Raw genomic sequence first — 16,366 nt, 5'->3', positions numbered from 1 at the left:
CCTCAAACCCACGTAAAATGAGCTTGACACTAATAAACACGTCGATAAAATCAACAATAATCATCCATTAAAGGTAATGCTCTATGGCAATATTAACGATCTTAGACATTAAAAAATCAATGAAGTATCTAACATCATTCTGAGCAAAATTCAAACAACCACTATAAGTCCCAGATGTTTAATTGTTTACCTCCATTAAAAAGCAAACTTTATCAAGTAAATAAATCTTACAGACCGCTCCTTGTCGTTCGAATCCCATCTTGCGGTGATCGAATTCCTATTTGCACTGAAAAATCTATACCCTCCCTTTTCTGTGGCTCACAAAATCGATGATACTAACAATCTATATCAACATGGCAAAATTACCTCAACGCCAAGCACAACATGTTGAACGAAGCACTTGGTGAATATCATTTCAGTAATGTTTAGCGAGTAGTATGTTGTGCCATATTAATTGTCCACTCTCTAATTATCCAATCGACAATTTTTATTAAGCGGATATCTCTCTTTCTTGAAGATTTGTAAGCAATAGAGTAGGTCCAACCGGTGTAACAATGAGGCAGGTCCAATTTAACCAGATTACCAGAGTCGACCTCTATTTGTAGAGTTTGTTCTAAACCGAGCACGATTCCTTGCCCAAAAATAGCAGCCTGTACCGCTAACATATTATGGTTAAAAACACATTTTCTCTGTAGTGGCCCAACACCCACCTTGTTATATCTAAACCATCCTTCCCAATCGACACCATAGTCTTTGTGCTTTGAATACAGCAACGTTTGCTCATGGAGTGTATCTAAAGAGACATTCTGGTGCTGATTTAAATATTCAGGGCTACAATAGGCCACCAACTTTTCGTCAACCAATGGAATAATAGTGTATCCATCTTGGCATTCGCGCGTGATGATAAAAATATCAGCGAGCATATCGCTCATTTCAACGTCATCTTGAAACATACCCACATTGATGTTGAATTCAGGATGTTGTTTGCGGAACTCTGCCATCTTCGGCACTAACCAACGTGCGGATAGAGAGTTATAAGAATGAACCCGAACCTCGTTCGACATATCTGGTACTAAGCTGGCACAAACACTATTTAAATCATAAAAAACCGGCGCTAGCCTCTGTCTAAGTTCAATACCAGATTCAGTAAGCGTAATCTTGCCAGCGTTACGATAAAACAGTTTTTCGAGGAAATAACCTTCAAGTAATTTAATCTGTTGCGAAACCGCACTCTGAGTGATGCATAGCTCATTAGCGGCAAGTGAGCAACTTTCTAATCGTGCGCATGATTCAAAAACCTGTAACGCCCTTAATGGGATGTTATTATTCATTTTCTAATACATAGTTTAATTGCATGATGTCAGAGATTAGCACAAGGCTTTAGCGTAAAAATGTAACTGTGACCACAATAAAATATGATTTATTTTGCCCAAGAGAACAAGTTAACAAATCTTCGAACAAGCTCACGAAACTGTCATTTTGAGAGCCAGACTTCCTGTCAATCACACTGAGAGCCTTAACAAATCTTCCTTAAGTTCATCGAGAAATTCATCTGCTTGATCAAATACCCCAAGCATTTTAATAAAGCCATGAATCATCCCATCAAAACAACGGTATTTTACTTTTACACCATTACCTCGTAATTCCCGAGCGTAGAAATACCCATCGTCACACAAGGGATCGAATTCGGCGGTATAGATCAGGGTTGGCGGCAACCCTTTATGACTCTGTGCATTTAACGGAGAGCAATAGGGGTTTTGTGCATCGGCTTCACTGCGTAAATAATGCCCCCAGTAATATTTCATACTCGCCTGCTGTAATAGGTAACCTTCCGCGTGGGCGATGGCCGATGGGGTCTGCCAACCATACTGTACTGCCGGGTAGACCAAAGCCTGAAACGCCAATTGCGGCCCTTTTTCATCGCGCAGCCTTAGGGTGACTGCGGCCGCAAGGTTTCCACCGGCACTGTCTCCCAAAATACCGATACGCTTTGGATCCAATCCCAGCAAGCTTGCATGCTCAAAGATCCATAATGTCGATGCATAGCAGTCATCCATCGGTATAGGAAACTTATGCTCTGGTGCTTTTTGATAATTAATTGCCACAACAACTGAACCTGTACGATTCGCGAGCGCACGACTAAAATGATCGTTAGTTTCGATATTGGATACGACCCAACCACTACCATGAATAAAAATGATTGCAGGCTGTAGCCCATCGTTATCATCCCCTTTTGGGCGATAAATTCGCGCAGGAAGATCTGCTGTGGGGCCGGGAATAAAACTATGTTCAATCGCAGCTACGCTCTCAAGCACTCGCTCTGCCCGCGCTTTGGTCAGTTCATTCATATCGAGATGTCTCGATTCCGCTGGGGTCATATCTTCATAGGCCTTGGCACCGGACTCTCGAACTTGTTGTAAATACAGCGCGACTTTTGGATCTAACGGCATACCACTTTCCTTCTCTATCATCGCCCCAACGCGGGGACGACAGCTTAATATTGCAATCATGAGGTGTACCGCCTGAGGCGCTAATTGGTTTAAGCGTTATCGGGATCGCATTCCCCTTAAACCTCGAGCCACTATGACTCGCTCAGGCGGCATTGATTAATCGACTTATGCAGGCTGTGCCTTGGGTTGCACTTCAGTCACCCCTTTCAGTCTTGGCCTATTGGCTTCTGGCCTAGTTAGCGGCGTGACCAACTGCATTGTTTTTGCTGAACGCTGGGTTAAGACTTGATACTCCAGCGTATTGAGTCCCTTCCAGTGCAGATCCTGTTCGGTCACCTCACGCACCACTTTTGCGGGCTGGCCCATTAGCAGCTGTTTAGCCCCACCTTGAAAGCCAGCTTTGACAAAACTCATGGCGGCGACAATGCTATCTTCACCAATGACCGCACCATCCATAACCACGGCATTCATTCCCACTAAGGCGTTACGCTTGATTACGCAGCCATGCAAAATCGCCCCATGACCAATATGGCCATCTAGCTCGACGACCGTATCCATGTCGCAGTAACCGTGCATGATGCAACCATCTTGAAGGTTACTGCCACGCTGCAAGATTAAGCGGCCATAGTCGCCACGCAATGAAGCATTGGGGCCGATATACACTCCAGCTTCAACAATGACATCACCAATCAGTACTGCTGTTGGATGCACATAAGCACTGGGGTCAACAACGGGAACTAATCCTTCAAATTCATAACTAAGCATACCTGACGTTTCTCTTGATTGGTTGATTCAGTTAGCCACTTATTGGTTGCCTCTCGTGTATGAGGCCAGCCCTAAAGAGCAAACCTTGGCTCAATAAGAGCCTTTGCCTCTATCGTTATTACGAATGAAAACTGGCGAACTCGGCGTAGCTTTTCCGTTATTTGAGTATCGACGATTTCGATTGCAACAAAGATTAACAATATTCTTACTTGCTTTTCATACACATAATCGAGATCTATTTTACCATCGCTTCCCGCGCCACAGCCCAGAGCAAACAGCATCACATCTCTAGCGGTATACTCATTAACGAATGGGCCATAGGTTTACCCTTGCATCTCTAATTTCAACGCCATCTGTAAATCCTTCCATTGCCGACAAACAATTAAAATAAAGCCCGATATCTCATAGACATATCAGGCTTTATCGAGCGTAAACACCTTGAAACCTATCTACCTTTCCACACAGGGTCGCGTTTTTCAGAGAAGGCTAATGGGCCTTCTAATGCGTCTTCAGAATGCAGAACCGATGGGTAGTTTTTCAGACCGCCAGCGCGAATATGGCGATAACCCTCTTCCACTGAAAGCTCACTCGTTTCACGGTAGATCTCTTTGATAGCTGCGATCGCTAGTGGCGCACCTTGGGCAATCTGTTGCGCCAATTCACGGGCGCTTTCCATTAATTGCTCACTTTCAACCACACGGTTGACCACGCCCCAGCGCAGTGCTTCTTCAGCCCCCATGCCACGGCCTGTCATCATCAATTCATTCACGATTGCAGGTGGTAACAATTTAGGTAGACGCAACATACCGCCGCTATCAGGTACGATACCTAGTTTGGCTTCTGGCAGCGCAAAGCTGGCATTTTCAGAACAGATAATCATGTCGGCCGCTAACGCCAGCTCAAATCCACCACCAAATGCGTAACCATTTACAGCTGCAATCACTGGCTTATCAAGATCAAAAATTTCAGTTAAACCTGCAAATCCGCCAGGACCGAAATCCGCATCCGGAGCCTCCCCTTCCGCAGCCGCTTTTAAGTCCCAGCCTGCAGAGAAGAAGCGCTCACCGGCCCCCGTGATAATCGCCACACGTAACTCAGGATCTTCACGGAACGCTAAGAAGACCTCACCCATTTCAAAACTTGTTTTTGCGTCAATCGCATTGGCCTTTGGTCTATCAAGAGTAATTTCTAAAATAGCGCCATTGCGGGTAACGTGTAATGATTCACTCATGCTAATACTCCAATATAGAGCCACTTCAGACTCATTTATTTAAAAGCTAATTAAGTTAACTTCACATCAGAAGTTTTTTTTGTACTTTGCAGGTACAGGTTCTTGGAAAAGATTTTTTTATTTCGATAAAAGATGGAACTTTAAATTTCGCCATATTTTCAACACAGTACTGCGAAATTTGCTCGACACTTAAAGACACACCCTCATTAAATATGACAAATGCTTTAACGGCCTCATCGCGAATTAAATCTGGCACGCCAATAACCGCAGCATCGAGAATATAGGGATGGGACATTAAAACTTTTTCAATTTCGGAGCTGGAAATATTTTCACCGGAGCGCTTTATCATGTTTGTCTTTCTATCAACAAAGTAAAATAAACCACTTTCATCGACATAGGCCTTGTCACCGGTATAGAGCCAACCATCGGCACTTAATACTTCTTCAGTCGATTTTTGGTCTTGATAGTAGCCCTTCATGATCGTGCGACCGGGTACACCTTTCACCCAAAGATCGCCCACCACATTCGCAGCCAGTTCTTGACCATTTTCATCGGCAATTTTGGCTTCATAACCTAGGCCGGGACGGCCTATTGACGGCCAGTGACGTTCCTCTGCGGGGCTATCACCAATCAGGCCCACTAAGGTTTCTGTCATGCCATAAGAGTTAAACAATTGCACATTAAAGCGGGTTTCAAAATCCAACTTCTCTTGATCTGAAATATGCAAAAAAAACAGCATGTCACGTAGACAATGGTCACGCTCAGTAGCCACTTTAGGCTGCAGCATTAAGGTGCGAACTATCATAGGCATACTGTGAGTAATCGTCGCTTTGTAATCACAGATCTGTTGCCAGAACTTACGTGCGCTGTATTTCTCTAGCATCACCAACTTAGCGCCAACGGTAAATGCTGCCATGGCGGCATTACATTGAAAGTCGATGTGGAAACTTGGCATCATGCTTAAGTAGGTATCATCGCTTCTCAGGCAGGTTTGCCACGCCGTGTAATAGCCTGCAAACTGCAAATTACAATGGGTGATCTCCACCCCTTTTGGCCGCGATGTTGTACCTGAGGTAAATAATATTTCGGCCACATCACCACTACTAATGGTGACCAGTTTGACTAACTCAGCCGCTTGCTGGCTCACGAGAATATCGAAGTTCATCGATTCCGATATCTCTGGATTAGTCGTTCTTGTAACCAAAATATTATTTATTGAGTTACCTACTTGCCGTTTCATCTTGCTATAAATGTCGAGAAACTCTTCTTCAATAACGACGGCTTTAACATCACACTTATTTATAATGAATAGACTCTCATCAAATAAGTATTGATTATTAATAGGCACAATAACTGCGCCTATTTTGGCTAAACCAAACCAACAGAAAATAAACTGTGGACTGTTATATAACTGCACCGCAACTTTATCTTCTTTATTAATACCTAGACTCAAAAATAAGTTAGCGGTTCTATTTATTTCGTCATTCAGTTGACTATAGGTAAACTCTTGGACATCGCCGGCAGCATCCTCATAAATCAACGCTGTATTATTACTAAACTTACGAGCACGCTCATCCCACATGCATCTTAATGTTTTGCTACCAACGATATCCATTCTTCTAGCCTCACTTACACTCAGATACTTTCGCTAAGCCTTTCTCGCTTAGGCTCTGGATTTGCTCTTGTGAGTAACCGATATCTTCCAAGATTGCAGCTGTATCCATGCCATGCTTTGGCATACCACGCCAGATTTGACCTGGGTTATTCTTAAACTTAGGCATCACGTTCGGACCTCTGTAGGTCTTACCGTCAATGTTCTTCCACTCAGTAATCGATTCACGCGCAATATACTGAGGATTGTTATCTAGCTCAGGGATAGTTAACACTTTTGCACAAGCCACTTTCAGCTCTGCAAATCTTGCTAACACCTCTTCAATGCTCTTTTCACCTAAGTATTTATCTAATGCATCTTCAACTTGATAGCCAAATGGACATTCAATACGGTGAATAAGCTGGGTGCCAGCAGGGATCTCTTCTCCGCCATATAGATGAGTGATATTCATATCCTTGAACATCTCTTCAATCTGCATACCTCCTACAAGCTCCATAACAATATAGCCATCGTTACACTTATATAGACCGCAACCTGCGTAATAAGGATCTTTACCCTTAGTCATACGTGGGCAAACTTCACCGCCATTGAAGTGATCCATCATGAAGTATTGCCCCATCCGCAACATCACTTCGTACATTGCCACATCGATACTTTCACCCACACCGGTTTCACGCACACGATAAAGTGCAGCCAGTGCTGAAGTTGTTGCCGTCATACCTGAGAAATAGTCGGCAGTGTATGGAAAGGCAGGCATTGGCTGGTCAACATCACCATTCTGAATAAGATAGCCGCTGAACGCTTGAGCAATGGTGTTGTAAGCCGGCAAGTTGGTGTATTCATCAGTACCGTACTGTCCAAAGCCAGATAAGTGCGCGATGACTAACTTTTTATTATGATCCCACAACACTTCATCAGTGATCCCACGACGAGCAAATGCAGGCCCTTTACTCGCTTCAATGAAGATGTCAGTGGTTTCCATTAACTTAAGGAATGCGTCGCGACCTTCGTCTTTAAAAATATTAAGTGATAATGCATGAAGGTTACGACGTGATAGCTCTGGGTAGTTCGGCTGCACACGGATAGTATCCGCATAAGCTACGTTTTCGATCCAAATCACCTCAGCGCCCCACTCCGCAAGCATTTGTGCCGCAAATGGACCCGCAATTTCAATACCAGAAAAGACCACTCTCAAGCCAGAAAGAGGACCAAAAGTAGGTGTAGACAATTTATTTGACATGATACCCATCTCTCTAAATATTCGAATAAAAATTAATCACGACAACAGTGCCGAGAAGATAGTCGTACTTGGGATTTACCCAGCACCTCAGTGGTGAACGGCAACCAATTGCAATTTAAGAAGCTGTGTCGATCTGCTTAACATTAAAAAGAGGCTCTCAAATCACAATCGAGGTATCGTCCAAACTAGGTACCCATTTACTCAGTACCTAGCCTGTTACCAATGCAGTGTGTTAGCGGTAACGCTTTAACACTTCGCGACCTAAGGTCAAAATCTGCATTTCGTCAGAACCACCAGAGACGCGGTCAACTCGGATATCGCGCCACATACGGCTGATACGGTGCTCACCAGCAATCGCATAACCACCTAGCACTTGCATTGCAGAGTCAATCACTTCAAAGCCTGCATTCGCGCAGTAGAATTTACACATTGCAGAGTCACCTGAAGTCATCGTACCGTTATCACACTTCCAAGCCGCCTCATAAACCATGTTCTTCATACTGTTAAGCTTGATAGCCATGTGTGCGAACTTGTCTTGGATTAACTGGAAGCGACCAATCGTTTCACCAAACTGAACACGTTGGTTAGCGTACTTAGCCGCATCTTCAAATGCGCAATACGCTGCACCATAGTTAGTTAGGGCCACAAGGAAACGCTCAGAGTCAAACTCCTCTTTAACGCGCATGAAACCGTTACCTTCAATACCAAACATGTCTGACTCTTCTAGCTCAAACTCGTCAAACTGAAGCTCACAGCAACTATCCATTTTCAAGCCTAGCTTTGGTAACTTGCTCATCTTGATGCCTGGCTTAGACATATCGACGAACCACTCAGTGAAGATTGGTTTTTCAGAGTCAGCATCTTTAGCCATAACCACGATGTAAGGTGCACCCGCAGCACTGGTAATGAAGCACTTACTACCAGTCAAATACACCTTGCCATCACGGCGTTTATAAGTGGTTAGCAAGCTACCCACATCAGAACCCGCGCTTGGCTCAGTGATAGCAGAGTTCCACATTTGCTTACCAGTGCCACGTAGCGCCATAATCTTATCAATTTGCTCTGGGCTACCGTGTCTTAACATTGTTGTGATGCCTGGAAGTTGATACAACACATAAGTTGGTGCGCCTAAGCGGCCTAGCTCTTCCCAGATAACGGCTAGTGTTACCATGCCTTCGTTGAATCCGCCGTGTTCTTCAGGTAACAACAAACTGTCGATGCCCATTTCAGCTAGCTCTTTAACAAAACGTTCTGGATATTGGCTATTTTCATCACACTCAGCGAAATAGTTTTCCCAATTCTCTTTAGCCATTAAGTCGCGGATACCGGCTACAAAAAGTTCTTGTTCGTCAGTTAATTTAAAATCCATTGTTTAATCCTCTATATTGCAATTGTTGAATCCTGAGTGTGGCTAAATCTCTTCACCTACAGGTTTCCAATTATTTTTACGGGCATCTTTTAAGAAAGAGATGATGATCATGATATTGACGATAATCAGCGGCGCTCCACCGGCAATAATTGCCGTTTGCAGCGGCTTCAAACCACCAAGTGATAACAGAACGATACCAATCACACCGACTAGAATTGACCAACCTACACGCACCCAGATTGGTGGTTCATTGTCGGCGTCTGCACCTTTACAAGTAGACATAGCTAAGGTGTAAGAACACGCGTTAACTAAAGTCACTGTTGCAAGGAAACATAAAATGAAGAAGCCCCACATAGTGATTGTGCTAAATGGAAGTGCAGCCCAAGTCTCGATGATTGCTCTAGCTGCACCATACTGCTCAATAAGTTGCGGCATGTTAATGAGATTTTCATTCATCAAGTTCATGGTGTTACTACCTAGGATGGTCCACAGGAACCAGGTAGATGCAGTAAGGCCAGCAACCATAGTCAAACAAAGTTCACGCACAGTACGACCACGAGAGATTTTAGCGAGGAAGATACACATCTGGATACCATACACTACCCACCAAGCCCAGTAGAATACGGTCCAATCTTGCGGGAAGCTGCCCTCACTCACAGAGGCTGTGTAGAACAACATACGCGGAAGTAGATCTAACATTACGCCCACAGATTCAGTGAAGTAGTTCACCGTAAAACTCGTTGCACCAATAAGGAACACCCACACCAGCATGATGATGCTTAAGTAACTACGTAAATCACTGGCAATCTTAATGCCCTTCGTTAGACCAAAAGCCACGCAGATAGCATTGAAGATGATCCATGAAGAGATAACAATTGTGTCAACTTCTGGGGTACGCGGAATTCCAAACAACCATTGAATACATTCTGTAACCAGTGGAGTTGCTAAACCTAAGCTAGTACCCATTGCAAGGATCAAAGCAACAACGTAAACGTTATCAATAAAGATGCCAACGAAGCCTTTGTGATATTTACCTAATACAGGTTCTAAGGTACCGCTTGGGCGAACAACATCCATCTTCTTAACAAATAGGAAATAACCCAATGCAACAGTGAAGAAACCATAACCCATCCAAGGAAGTGGCCCCCAGTGGAATAAACTATACGCAAGACCTAACTCTTTAGCCGGAACCGATAAAGATTCAAGCTCGAAAGGCGGATAAGTCACATAGTAGTAAACTTCTAATGAACCCCAGAACAGCACCGCTGCTGATGTACAAGAAGCAAACATTAGAAATATCCAACTTCCGGTACTAAATTCGGGCTTTTCCTGACCTAAACGATTTTTAGAGTATGGCCCCCACGTTAACCAAGCCCAACCCGCCCCCATAAAAATCATATACCACTCAAATGCCCACCCCCAAGAGTGAGTTAAATAATGGAATACTTCTTGAATAGCAATATTAGCAGCATCTAAATCTCTTACGGTAAAATAAGAAAGTATGATTACTGCAATTAATGAAGGGAAAAATATAATCGGGTCAATCGTAACCTTATTTTTCCCAACAGTGGCATTTACATCCATCGTTTTATCGTTCATATCAATACTTCTCCCTCTCTGTTTTAGGAGGATAATTGTTAAAGTTTTAAACTAAGTACTTTCGGATTTAATCATTTGGATTTAGTTATAAATCACTACTCAATAAATATAACCAGCAAACAAAATCAATCACCAAAAAATAAAGTTAATTATTTACAAAACAAAATACGCTTATAGATAATTAATTGGTTGCTTCAAGCCAGACGATTTACTTAATAAGCATGCCAGCCAATATTTAGGTATACAGTGATCGTTATCACGTTCATTTAAAATAGAAACTTATGGGGGGGTAAAAGTTGCGATACACACTAAAGAAATCAATTAAAAATCGATAAATAAACAATAATAAAAAGTCACTTCCAACATGCCACCCCAGCGTTAAACAACTGCAAAAAACAACCAAAATAGATTTAAAGACAAGTAGTTATATAGAGAGATCAATTTAAGACACTACAACCCATTAAGCTATAACCAGCCTGAAACGCACCATAAAAAACAGTAGCACAACTAAAAAACTATAATTCTAATAAACGTATTAGAATTACTTAATAGCCACTTCTTAAGAATAACTAATAGCCATATTATTCGTTCTAAAACCCACTATTAGCAAACCTAATAAGGTTATTAAGTTAACTTAAAAATCGATAAACAAAGCCTATTAGAGTAACTAATATCTCTGTTAGAAAGACTAACCAAGCATCGATTAATAAGTGTGACACATATAACATTAGCTTGATGATTTATGGTCCTATAATTGATTCAACTTACAACGTTAGGCAGCAAAAAACGTTTAAGAATATATAAAAACTTTTTCAACCAACTAAGCGTTTTATATAAATCAGTAATTTTAAATCCATTTGACTAACTGACGCCACTAGATAGAAGTTAAGTTTCATAAAAACGGATAATAAGTGGTGATTCTACAGTCCATTTTTATATTAGGTTTATCAATACTTAATATTTTAACGGGAGAAATAATGAAAATTATTACGTGTTACAAATTAGTGCCAGAAGAGCAAGATATCGCAGTTACTGCTGATGGCAGCTTAGATACCAACAAGGCGGCCCCAAAAATTAACCCATTCGACCTATGTGCGGTTGAAGCGGGTGTAGCGATCAAGGGACTCGTCGATGGCGCTAGCATCACAGCAATGAGTGTGGGTGGCAAGGCACTAGAAAATCCTAAAGCACGCAAAGACATTCTTTCTCGTGGACCCGATGACTTAACCGTTATCGTTGACGAAAAATTTGAACAGCTTCTACCTCATCAAACCGCTCGCGTATTAATGGCTGCAGCACAAAAAAATGGTTTTGACCTCATTCTTTGTGGTGATGGCTCTGGCGACCTTTATGCGCAACAAGTTGGCGTACAGTTAGGCGAGTTACTCGGTGTAGCCAATATCAATGCCGTAAGCAAAATCATCTCGGCCGAGCCAGGCAAACTCACAGTTGAAAGATCGTTAGATGATGAAGTGGAAGTGTTGGAAGTCACGCTACCTGCTGTCATCTCTGTTTCTGCAGATATTAACGAGCCAACAATCCCTTCGATGAAGACGATTCTTGCGGCTGCGAAAAAACCTGTCACCAGCCTAAGCGCCTCTGATATTGAGTTAAGCGAGTTTCCAGCGTTAGTTGAACTGGTTTCGGTTATCGCACCTGAACAGAAAGCACGTCAGAAGATTGTTATCGAAGGTGATGACGAGCAACAGATCGCCCAATTCGCAGAACACTTACGTAAAGCACTTAACTAATTAAGGATAAATGATGAGCAAACTATCTAATATTTGGGTATTTAGCGATATCGCTTCCCGTTTACCTGAAATGATCGCAGCTGGCGTAGGGTTAGGCGAAAAAGTATCGGCATTTGTCATCGGCAGCGAAGCCGATATCGCTACAGCCTATTCATATGGTGCAACCCATGTGTACTACCTAGGCGACAAAGACAGCCAAAAAATTACTGAAGACTACAGCCGCACTATGGCGCAAGTTATTTCAGCCGCTAACGACAACACTTTGGTGGTACTTGCCCCAACAAAACGCGGTAAAGCATTAGCCAGTAAGTTAGGTGTTCAGTTACAAGCCGGTGTTGTTAACGATGTGACTGAAGTTAGCATCGAAGACGGTGTGCGTGTTAAGCATATGGCCTACGGCGGTTTAGCCATCGCAGAAGAGAAGATCAATAGCCCAGTAGCCATTACCACCTTAAGCAGCGGTGCTTATGAAGTGCAAGCAGCTGATACAGCTCGCACAGGTGAAGCGGTTAACGTGGCATTTGTCGAACCTACATCAACAATTAAATGTATAGAGCGCCGCGCGAAACAAGGCGAAAGCGTCAATCTAGGCAAAGCCAAACGTGTTGTTGGTGTTGGTAGCGGGATCGGTAGCCAAGAAAACCTACAAGTGGCAGGTGAACTCAGTGCATTGATCGGTGCCGAGTTAGGTTGTTCACGTCCTATTGCTGAAACAGAGAAATGGATGGAGCGCGAACGCTACATTGGTGTATCAGGCGTGATGCTAAAACCTGAGATCTACTTTGCTCTGGGTATTTCAGGCCAAATCCAACACATGGTGGGTGCCTTAGGTTCACAAACTATTTTTGCCGTAAACAAAGATAAGAATGCACCTATTTTCCAATATGTGGATTACGGCATTGTTGGTGATATCAACAAGGTAATGCCTGCACTAATTAGCGCTTTAAAAGCCTAACTGAAACACAATTTTTATCGTTATTTCAATCGCCTCTAATCGCAAAATAGATTAGAGGCGAGTAGACAAATATACCTAGAGAGTGACGAGTATGTCAGAAGAATCATTTGACGCCATTATCGTAGGAGCAGGGCTTGCAGGTTGTGTTGCGGCGTATGTTCTTGCAAAAGAGGGAGCAGACGTTCTCGTAATCGAGCGCGGTAACTATGCTGGTAGCAAGAATATGACCGGCGGTCGTTTATATGCCCACAGTCTAGAAAAAATTATTCCCGGCTTCGCTAAAGAAGCGCCAATAGAAAGAAAAGTCACTAAAGAAAAAGTCACTTTTCTTACCGATGATACCGGCGTCACTCTCGACTACCACAACGGTCGAGCACAAACAGCAACTGAAGAATCTTATACCCTATTAAGGGGCGATTTTGACCAGTGGCTAATGGGGAAAGCCGAAGAGGTTGGAGCCCAATTTATTACTGGGATCCGAGTTGATGAGATCTTAACTCAAAACGGTAAAGTTATTGGCGTTAAGGCCGATGGTGACGAACTAACAGCAAAGTCAGTTATTTTAGCAGAAGGTGTTAACCCCATTCTGGGCGAGCAACTTGGCATGGTTAAACGCGTAAAAGGTGATGTCATGGCGGTTGGCGCCAAAGAACTTATCGAGCTTCCTCAAGAAGTTATCCAAGATCGATTTAACCTAAAGAATGATGAAGGTTGCGCCTGGTTATTTGCTGGCTCACCCGCTAATGGCCTAATGGGTGGCGGCTTTATTTACACCAACAAAAACTCCGTTTCGCTCGGTATTGTTTGCGGCCTGCACGATATTGGCAGCTCAAACAAAACCGTACCACAAATGCTTGAAGATTTTAAGAATCACGCAATGATAAAGCCATTAATAGAAGGCGGAAAGCTCATTGAGTATTCGGGCCATGTTGTTCCTGAGGCAGGCATTAACATGGTGCCTACCTTAGTTGATGACGGCGTGTTGATCGTTGGAGACGCTGCAGGTTTTTGTCTTAATATTGGCTATACCGTGCGTGGCATGGATTTAGCGGTAGCATCTGGGGAAGCAGCAGCAAAAGCAGTTTTAGCCGCTCGCGAACGCAATGACTTTAGCGCCGATGGTCTGTCTACTTATCAAAGCTTGTTAGAAGACAGCTTTATCATGAAAGATCTCAAGCTATATAAAGATCTTCCAGCCTTTATGGAAAACCCACGCATCTTCAATCAGTACCCAAAGATGGTGGCAGACATAATGCAAAATATGTTCACTGTTGACGGCAAGCCATCACAACCCATCAGAAAGACATTGATGAAGCATTGCAAAGAAGTCGGCTATATGAACCTGATTAAAGATGGAATTAAAGGAGTGACCTCAATATGAGTGAAGTAGTTAATGTCGATGTCAAACTCGGCACCAATAAGTTCCATGTTGATGAAGGTCATCCACATATTATCTTAAAAGATAACCCCGATATGAATGAATATCGAAAACTGGTCAACGCTTGCCCTGCTGGTCTTTATAAATTGGAAGATGATGGCAGCATAAGATTTGATTCAGCCGGTTGTTTAGAGTGTGGAACATGCAAGTTCCTATGCGGAGAAACCATTTTAGAAAAGTGGGAATACCCTCGCGGAACATTTGGCATCGAATATCGATACGGATAAAAATTAAACACATAATACAAATTGAAGGCAAGAGTTGAATCTTTTCAACTCTTTGTCGCATCCAATTAAAATTAAATTACTTCGACGTCACAAATATATAATCTTTATTAATAAATATATAAAAATATTGCTCACATCACCGTTTTAATATTTTCACAGGGTAGTATTCCATTTAGGTTATAAAAACCTAAACAGAATAAGTACTTTATAAAAATAAATTACAATAATCATATAGCTTTATATTTGGTGGTAAGTCGCATGAAACCAAGAACAAACTTCGACGATATGGAGTTTACTCCATTACACAGAAAAATAATGTTGTGGGGAAGTGGAGGCCCTTTCTTAGATGGCTATGTTTTGGTGATTATCGGCCTAGCACTTCAACAGCTGACTCCAGCTCTAGAACTTGATGCACAATGGATTGGTTTAGTTGGTGCAGCAACCCTAGTAGGACTCTTTATTGGCACAGCACTTTTTGGCTATGTTGCTGATATATTTGGCCGGAAACTCATGTTTATGATCGACATTGTTGCCATCGCTGTGCTCTCTTTTGCAACCATGTTTATCTCCTCCCCTATTGAATTGGTAATCTTACGCTTTTTAATTGGTATAGTGATCGGTGCAGATTATCCTATTGCAACCTCAATGGTGGCAGAGTTTTCACCAACTAAGAAGCGTGCTTACACCATGGGCTTTATCGCTGCCATGTGGTACGTCGGCGCAACTACTGCCAATATGGTCGGCTACTTATTATATGACGTTGAAGATGGCTGGCGTTGGATGTTCGGCAGCGCTTTAATCCCTTGTTTAATAATACTTCTTGGACGTTTCCACCTACCAGAGTCGCCACGCTGGCTGCTTAAAAAAGGGCGTGTTCAAGAGTGTAAAGAAACTATGGAGAAGTTCTTTGGCCCTAACGTCGAAATAGCCCATGAATCAGCAGAAAAAACCAAGTACACCAAGCTTTTCGAACCTGTATACCTAAAGAGAATCCTCTTTATCGGTGGCATCTGGACTTGTCAGGTGATCCCGATGTTCGCCATCTACACTTTTGGCCCACAAATCATCGAGCTTCTCGGCTTTACTGACGGAAAAGACGCCGCTTTGGGCAATATTGTAATCAGTTTATTCTTTATGGCTGGTTGTGTTCCTGCAATGTACTGGCTTAACTCTATTGGCCGACGACCACTATTAATTGGCAGCTTTGGCATAATGACCGCCTCACTGGCCCTACTAGGTGTGGTACCAGATCCAAGCATCTGGTTGATTATTGGTGCATTTGCAACTTATGCATTCTTCTCTGGTGGCCCAGGTATTTTGCAATGGCTCTATCCAAATGAACTGTTCCCTACAGAGATACGCGCCTCAGCCGTTGGTGCTGTTATGTCCTTTAGCCGCATTGGTACGATTATCTCAACTTATGCCCTGCCGATATTTATGACGAACTACGGTATTTCACCAACGCTATTAATTGGAGCTGCCATCTCTTTATTCGGTCTTGTTATTTCGGTATTTATGGCACCAGAAACTAAAGGGCTAACATTAGAAGCCACCAGCTCAGTTAATTTCAAAAGCAAATTTTTTGTCACTGGCAGCTAATTAGCCAACTGGCTTTATTTAAATTAATTTTTAACAACACCTTGCATATTAAGCATTTAACTTTTCACAAAAAAACTGAAGGAGTTTATATTATTTTAAATGAACAACATGACTTGCAATTTATAACAAG

The 16,366-nt window shown here is 42.6% G+C and carries 13 protein-coding genes; 5 read left to right on the top strand and 8 right to left on the bottom strand.

Annotated features, from left to right (window positions below):
- Positions 1–425 precede the first annotated feature (425 nt).
- From AC5YB1_RS02590 to caiT, 8 genes are all read right to left on the bottom strand, one after another.
- Complete coding sequence (locus AC5YB1_RS02590; RefSeq protein ID WP_494520599.1) at positions 426–1,331, bottom strand: LysR substrate-binding domain-containing protein; 906 nt, start codon at positions 1,329–1,331, stop codon at positions 426–428.
- Positions 1,332–1,502: 171 nt separating this feature from the next.
- Positions 1,503–2,510, bottom strand: a complete 1,008-nt coding sequence (gene lipP1, locus AC5YB1_RS02585) for a LipP1 family hormone-sensitive lipase (protein ID WP_494520598.1) — start codon at positions 2,508–2,510, stop codon at positions 1,503–1,505.
- Between the two features lie 105 nt (positions 2,511–2,615).
- On the bottom strand, positions 2,616–3,215 hold the full coding sequence (gene caiE / locus AC5YB1_RS02580; RefSeq protein WP_494520597.1) for a carnitine operon protein CaiE: 600 nt from the start codon (positions 3,213–3,215) through the stop codon (positions 2,616–2,618).
- Between the two features lie 445 nt (positions 3,216–3,660).
- Complete coding sequence (gene caiD, locus AC5YB1_RS02575) at positions 3,661–4,446, bottom strand: crotonobetainyl-CoA hydratase (protein WP_494520596.1); 786 nt, start codon at positions 4,444–4,446, stop codon at positions 3,661–3,663.
- A gap of 61 nt (positions 4,447–4,507) precedes the next feature.
- Positions 4,508–6,061: a crotonobetaine/carnitine-CoA ligase gene (caiC, locus tag AC5YB1_RS02570; protein WP_494520595.1), complete on the bottom strand. Its 1,554-nt coding sequence runs from the start codon at positions 6,059–6,061 to the stop codon at positions 4,508–4,510.
- 10 nt (positions 6,062–6,071) lie between these two features.
- A complete protein-coding gene (caiB, locus tag AC5YB1_RS02565) occupies positions 6,072–7,298 on the bottom strand; it encodes an L-carnitine CoA-transferase (protein WP_494520594.1) in 1,227 nt (408 codons plus the stop codon).
- A 232-nt stretch (positions 7,299–7,530) separates the two neighbouring features.
- Positions 7,531–8,667: a crotonobetainyl-CoA dehydrogenase gene (gene caiA / locus AC5YB1_RS02560; protein WP_494520593.1), complete on the bottom strand. Its 1,137-nt coding sequence runs from the start codon at positions 8,665–8,667 to the stop codon at positions 7,531–7,533.
- A 42-nt stretch (positions 8,668–8,709) separates the two neighbouring features.
- Positions 8,710–10,266, bottom strand: a complete 1,557-nt coding sequence (gene caiT / locus AC5YB1_RS02555; RefSeq protein ID WP_494520592.1) for an L-carnitine/gamma-butyrobetaine antiporter — start codon at positions 10,264–10,266, stop codon at positions 8,710–8,712.
- 977 nt (positions 10,267–11,243) lie between these two features.
- On the opposite strand from caiT, the gene AC5YB1_RS02550 reads away from it, so the two are divergent.
- The 5 genes from AC5YB1_RS02550 (at position 11,244) to AC5YB1_RS02530 (ending at position 16,236) form a co-directional block, all read left to right on the top strand.
- On the top strand, positions 11,244–12,017 hold the full coding sequence (locus AC5YB1_RS02550) for an electron transfer flavoprotein FixA (protein ID WP_220771120.1): 774 nt from the start codon (positions 11,244–11,246) through the stop codon (positions 12,015–12,017).
- Between the two features lie 13 nt (positions 12,018–12,030).
- The gene (locus tag AC5YB1_RS02545) at positions 12,031–12,972 is read left to right on the top strand and encodes an FAD-binding protein (protein ID WP_494520591.1); all 942 of its coding nucleotides are present in this window, start codon (positions 12,031–12,033) and stop codon (positions 12,970–12,972) included.
- A 91-nt stretch (positions 12,973–13,063) separates the two neighbouring features.
- The gene (locus AC5YB1_RS02540) at positions 13,064–14,353 is read left to right on the top strand and encodes an FAD-dependent oxidoreductase (RefSeq protein WP_494520590.1); all 1,290 of its coding nucleotides are present in this window, start codon (positions 13,064–13,066) and stop codon (positions 14,351–14,353) included.
- Positions 14,350–14,637, top strand: a complete 288-nt coding sequence (locus AC5YB1_RS02535) for a ferredoxin family protein (RefSeq protein WP_494520589.1) — start codon at positions 14,350–14,352, stop codon at positions 14,635–14,637. Before AC5YB1_RS02540 ends, AC5YB1_RS02535 begins: the two co-directional genes overlap by 4 nt.
- Before the next feature lie 258 nt (positions 14,638–14,895).
- Positions 14,896–16,236 (top strand): MFS transporter, encoded by a 1,341-nt coding sequence (locus AC5YB1_RS02530; RefSeq protein ID WP_494520588.1) that lies wholly within the window; start codon positions 14,896–14,898, stop codon positions 16,234–16,236.
- Positions 16,237–16,366 lie beyond the last annotated feature (130 nt).

Source organism: Shewanella sp. 433 (assembly GCF_059338565.1).
The sequence above is the reverse complement of the archived record's forward strand: the minus strand, read 5'-3'. Positions and strand labels throughout refer to the sequence as shown.

What these genes read in the sequence shown, in the direction of transcription:
- caiC (WP_494520595.1), bottom strand. Translation starts at nt 6,061, where the DNA reads ATGGATATCGTTGGTAGCAAAACATTAAGATGCATGTGGGATGAGCGT.
- lipP1 (WP_494520598.1), bottom strand. Translation starts at nt 2,510, where the DNA reads ATGATTGCAATATTAAGCTGTCGTCCCCGCGTTGGGGCGATGATAGAG.
- AC5YB1_RS02535 (WP_494520589.1), top strand. Translation starts at nt 14,350, where the DNA reads ATGAGTGAAGTAGTTAATGTCGATGTCAAACTCGGCACCAATAAGTTC.
- AC5YB1_RS02540 (WP_494520590.1), top strand. Translation starts at nt 13,064, where the DNA reads ATGTCAGAAGAATCATTTGACGCCATTATCGTAGGAGCAGGGCTTGCA.
- caiE (WP_494520597.1), bottom strand. Translation starts at nt 3,215, where the DNA reads ATGCTTAGTTATGAATTTGAAGGATTAGTTCCCGTTGTTGACCCCAGT.
- caiA (WP_494520593.1), bottom strand. Translation starts at nt 8,667, where the DNA reads ATGGATTTTAAATTAACTGACGAACAAGAACTTTTTGTAGCCGGTATC.
- caiD (WP_494520596.1), bottom strand. Translation starts at nt 4,446, where the DNA reads ATGAGTGAATCATTACACGTTACCCGCAATGGCGCTATTTTAGAAATT.
- caiB (WP_494520594.1), bottom strand. Translation starts at nt 7,298, where the DNA reads ATGTCAAATAAATTGTCTACACCTACTTTTGGTCCTCTTTCTGGCTTG.
- AC5YB1_RS02590 (WP_494520599.1), bottom strand. Translation starts at nt 1,331, where the DNA reads ATGAATAATAACATCCCATTAAGGGCGTTACAGGTTTTTGAATCATGC.
- caiT (WP_494520592.1), bottom strand. Translation starts at nt 10,266, where the DNA reads ATGAACGATAAAACGATGGATGTAAATGCCACTGTTGGGAAAAATAAG.
- AC5YB1_RS02545 (WP_494520591.1), top strand. Translation starts at nt 12,031, where the DNA reads ATGAGCAAACTATCTAATATTTGGGTATTTAGCGATATCGCTTCCCGT.
- AC5YB1_RS02550 (WP_220771120.1), top strand. Translation starts at nt 11,244, where the DNA reads ATGAAAATTATTACGTGTTACAAATTAGTGCCAGAAGAGCAAGATATC.
- AC5YB1_RS02530 (WP_494520588.1), top strand. Translation starts at nt 14,896, where the DNA reads ATGAAACCAAGAACAAACTTCGACGATATGGAGTTTACTCCATTACAC.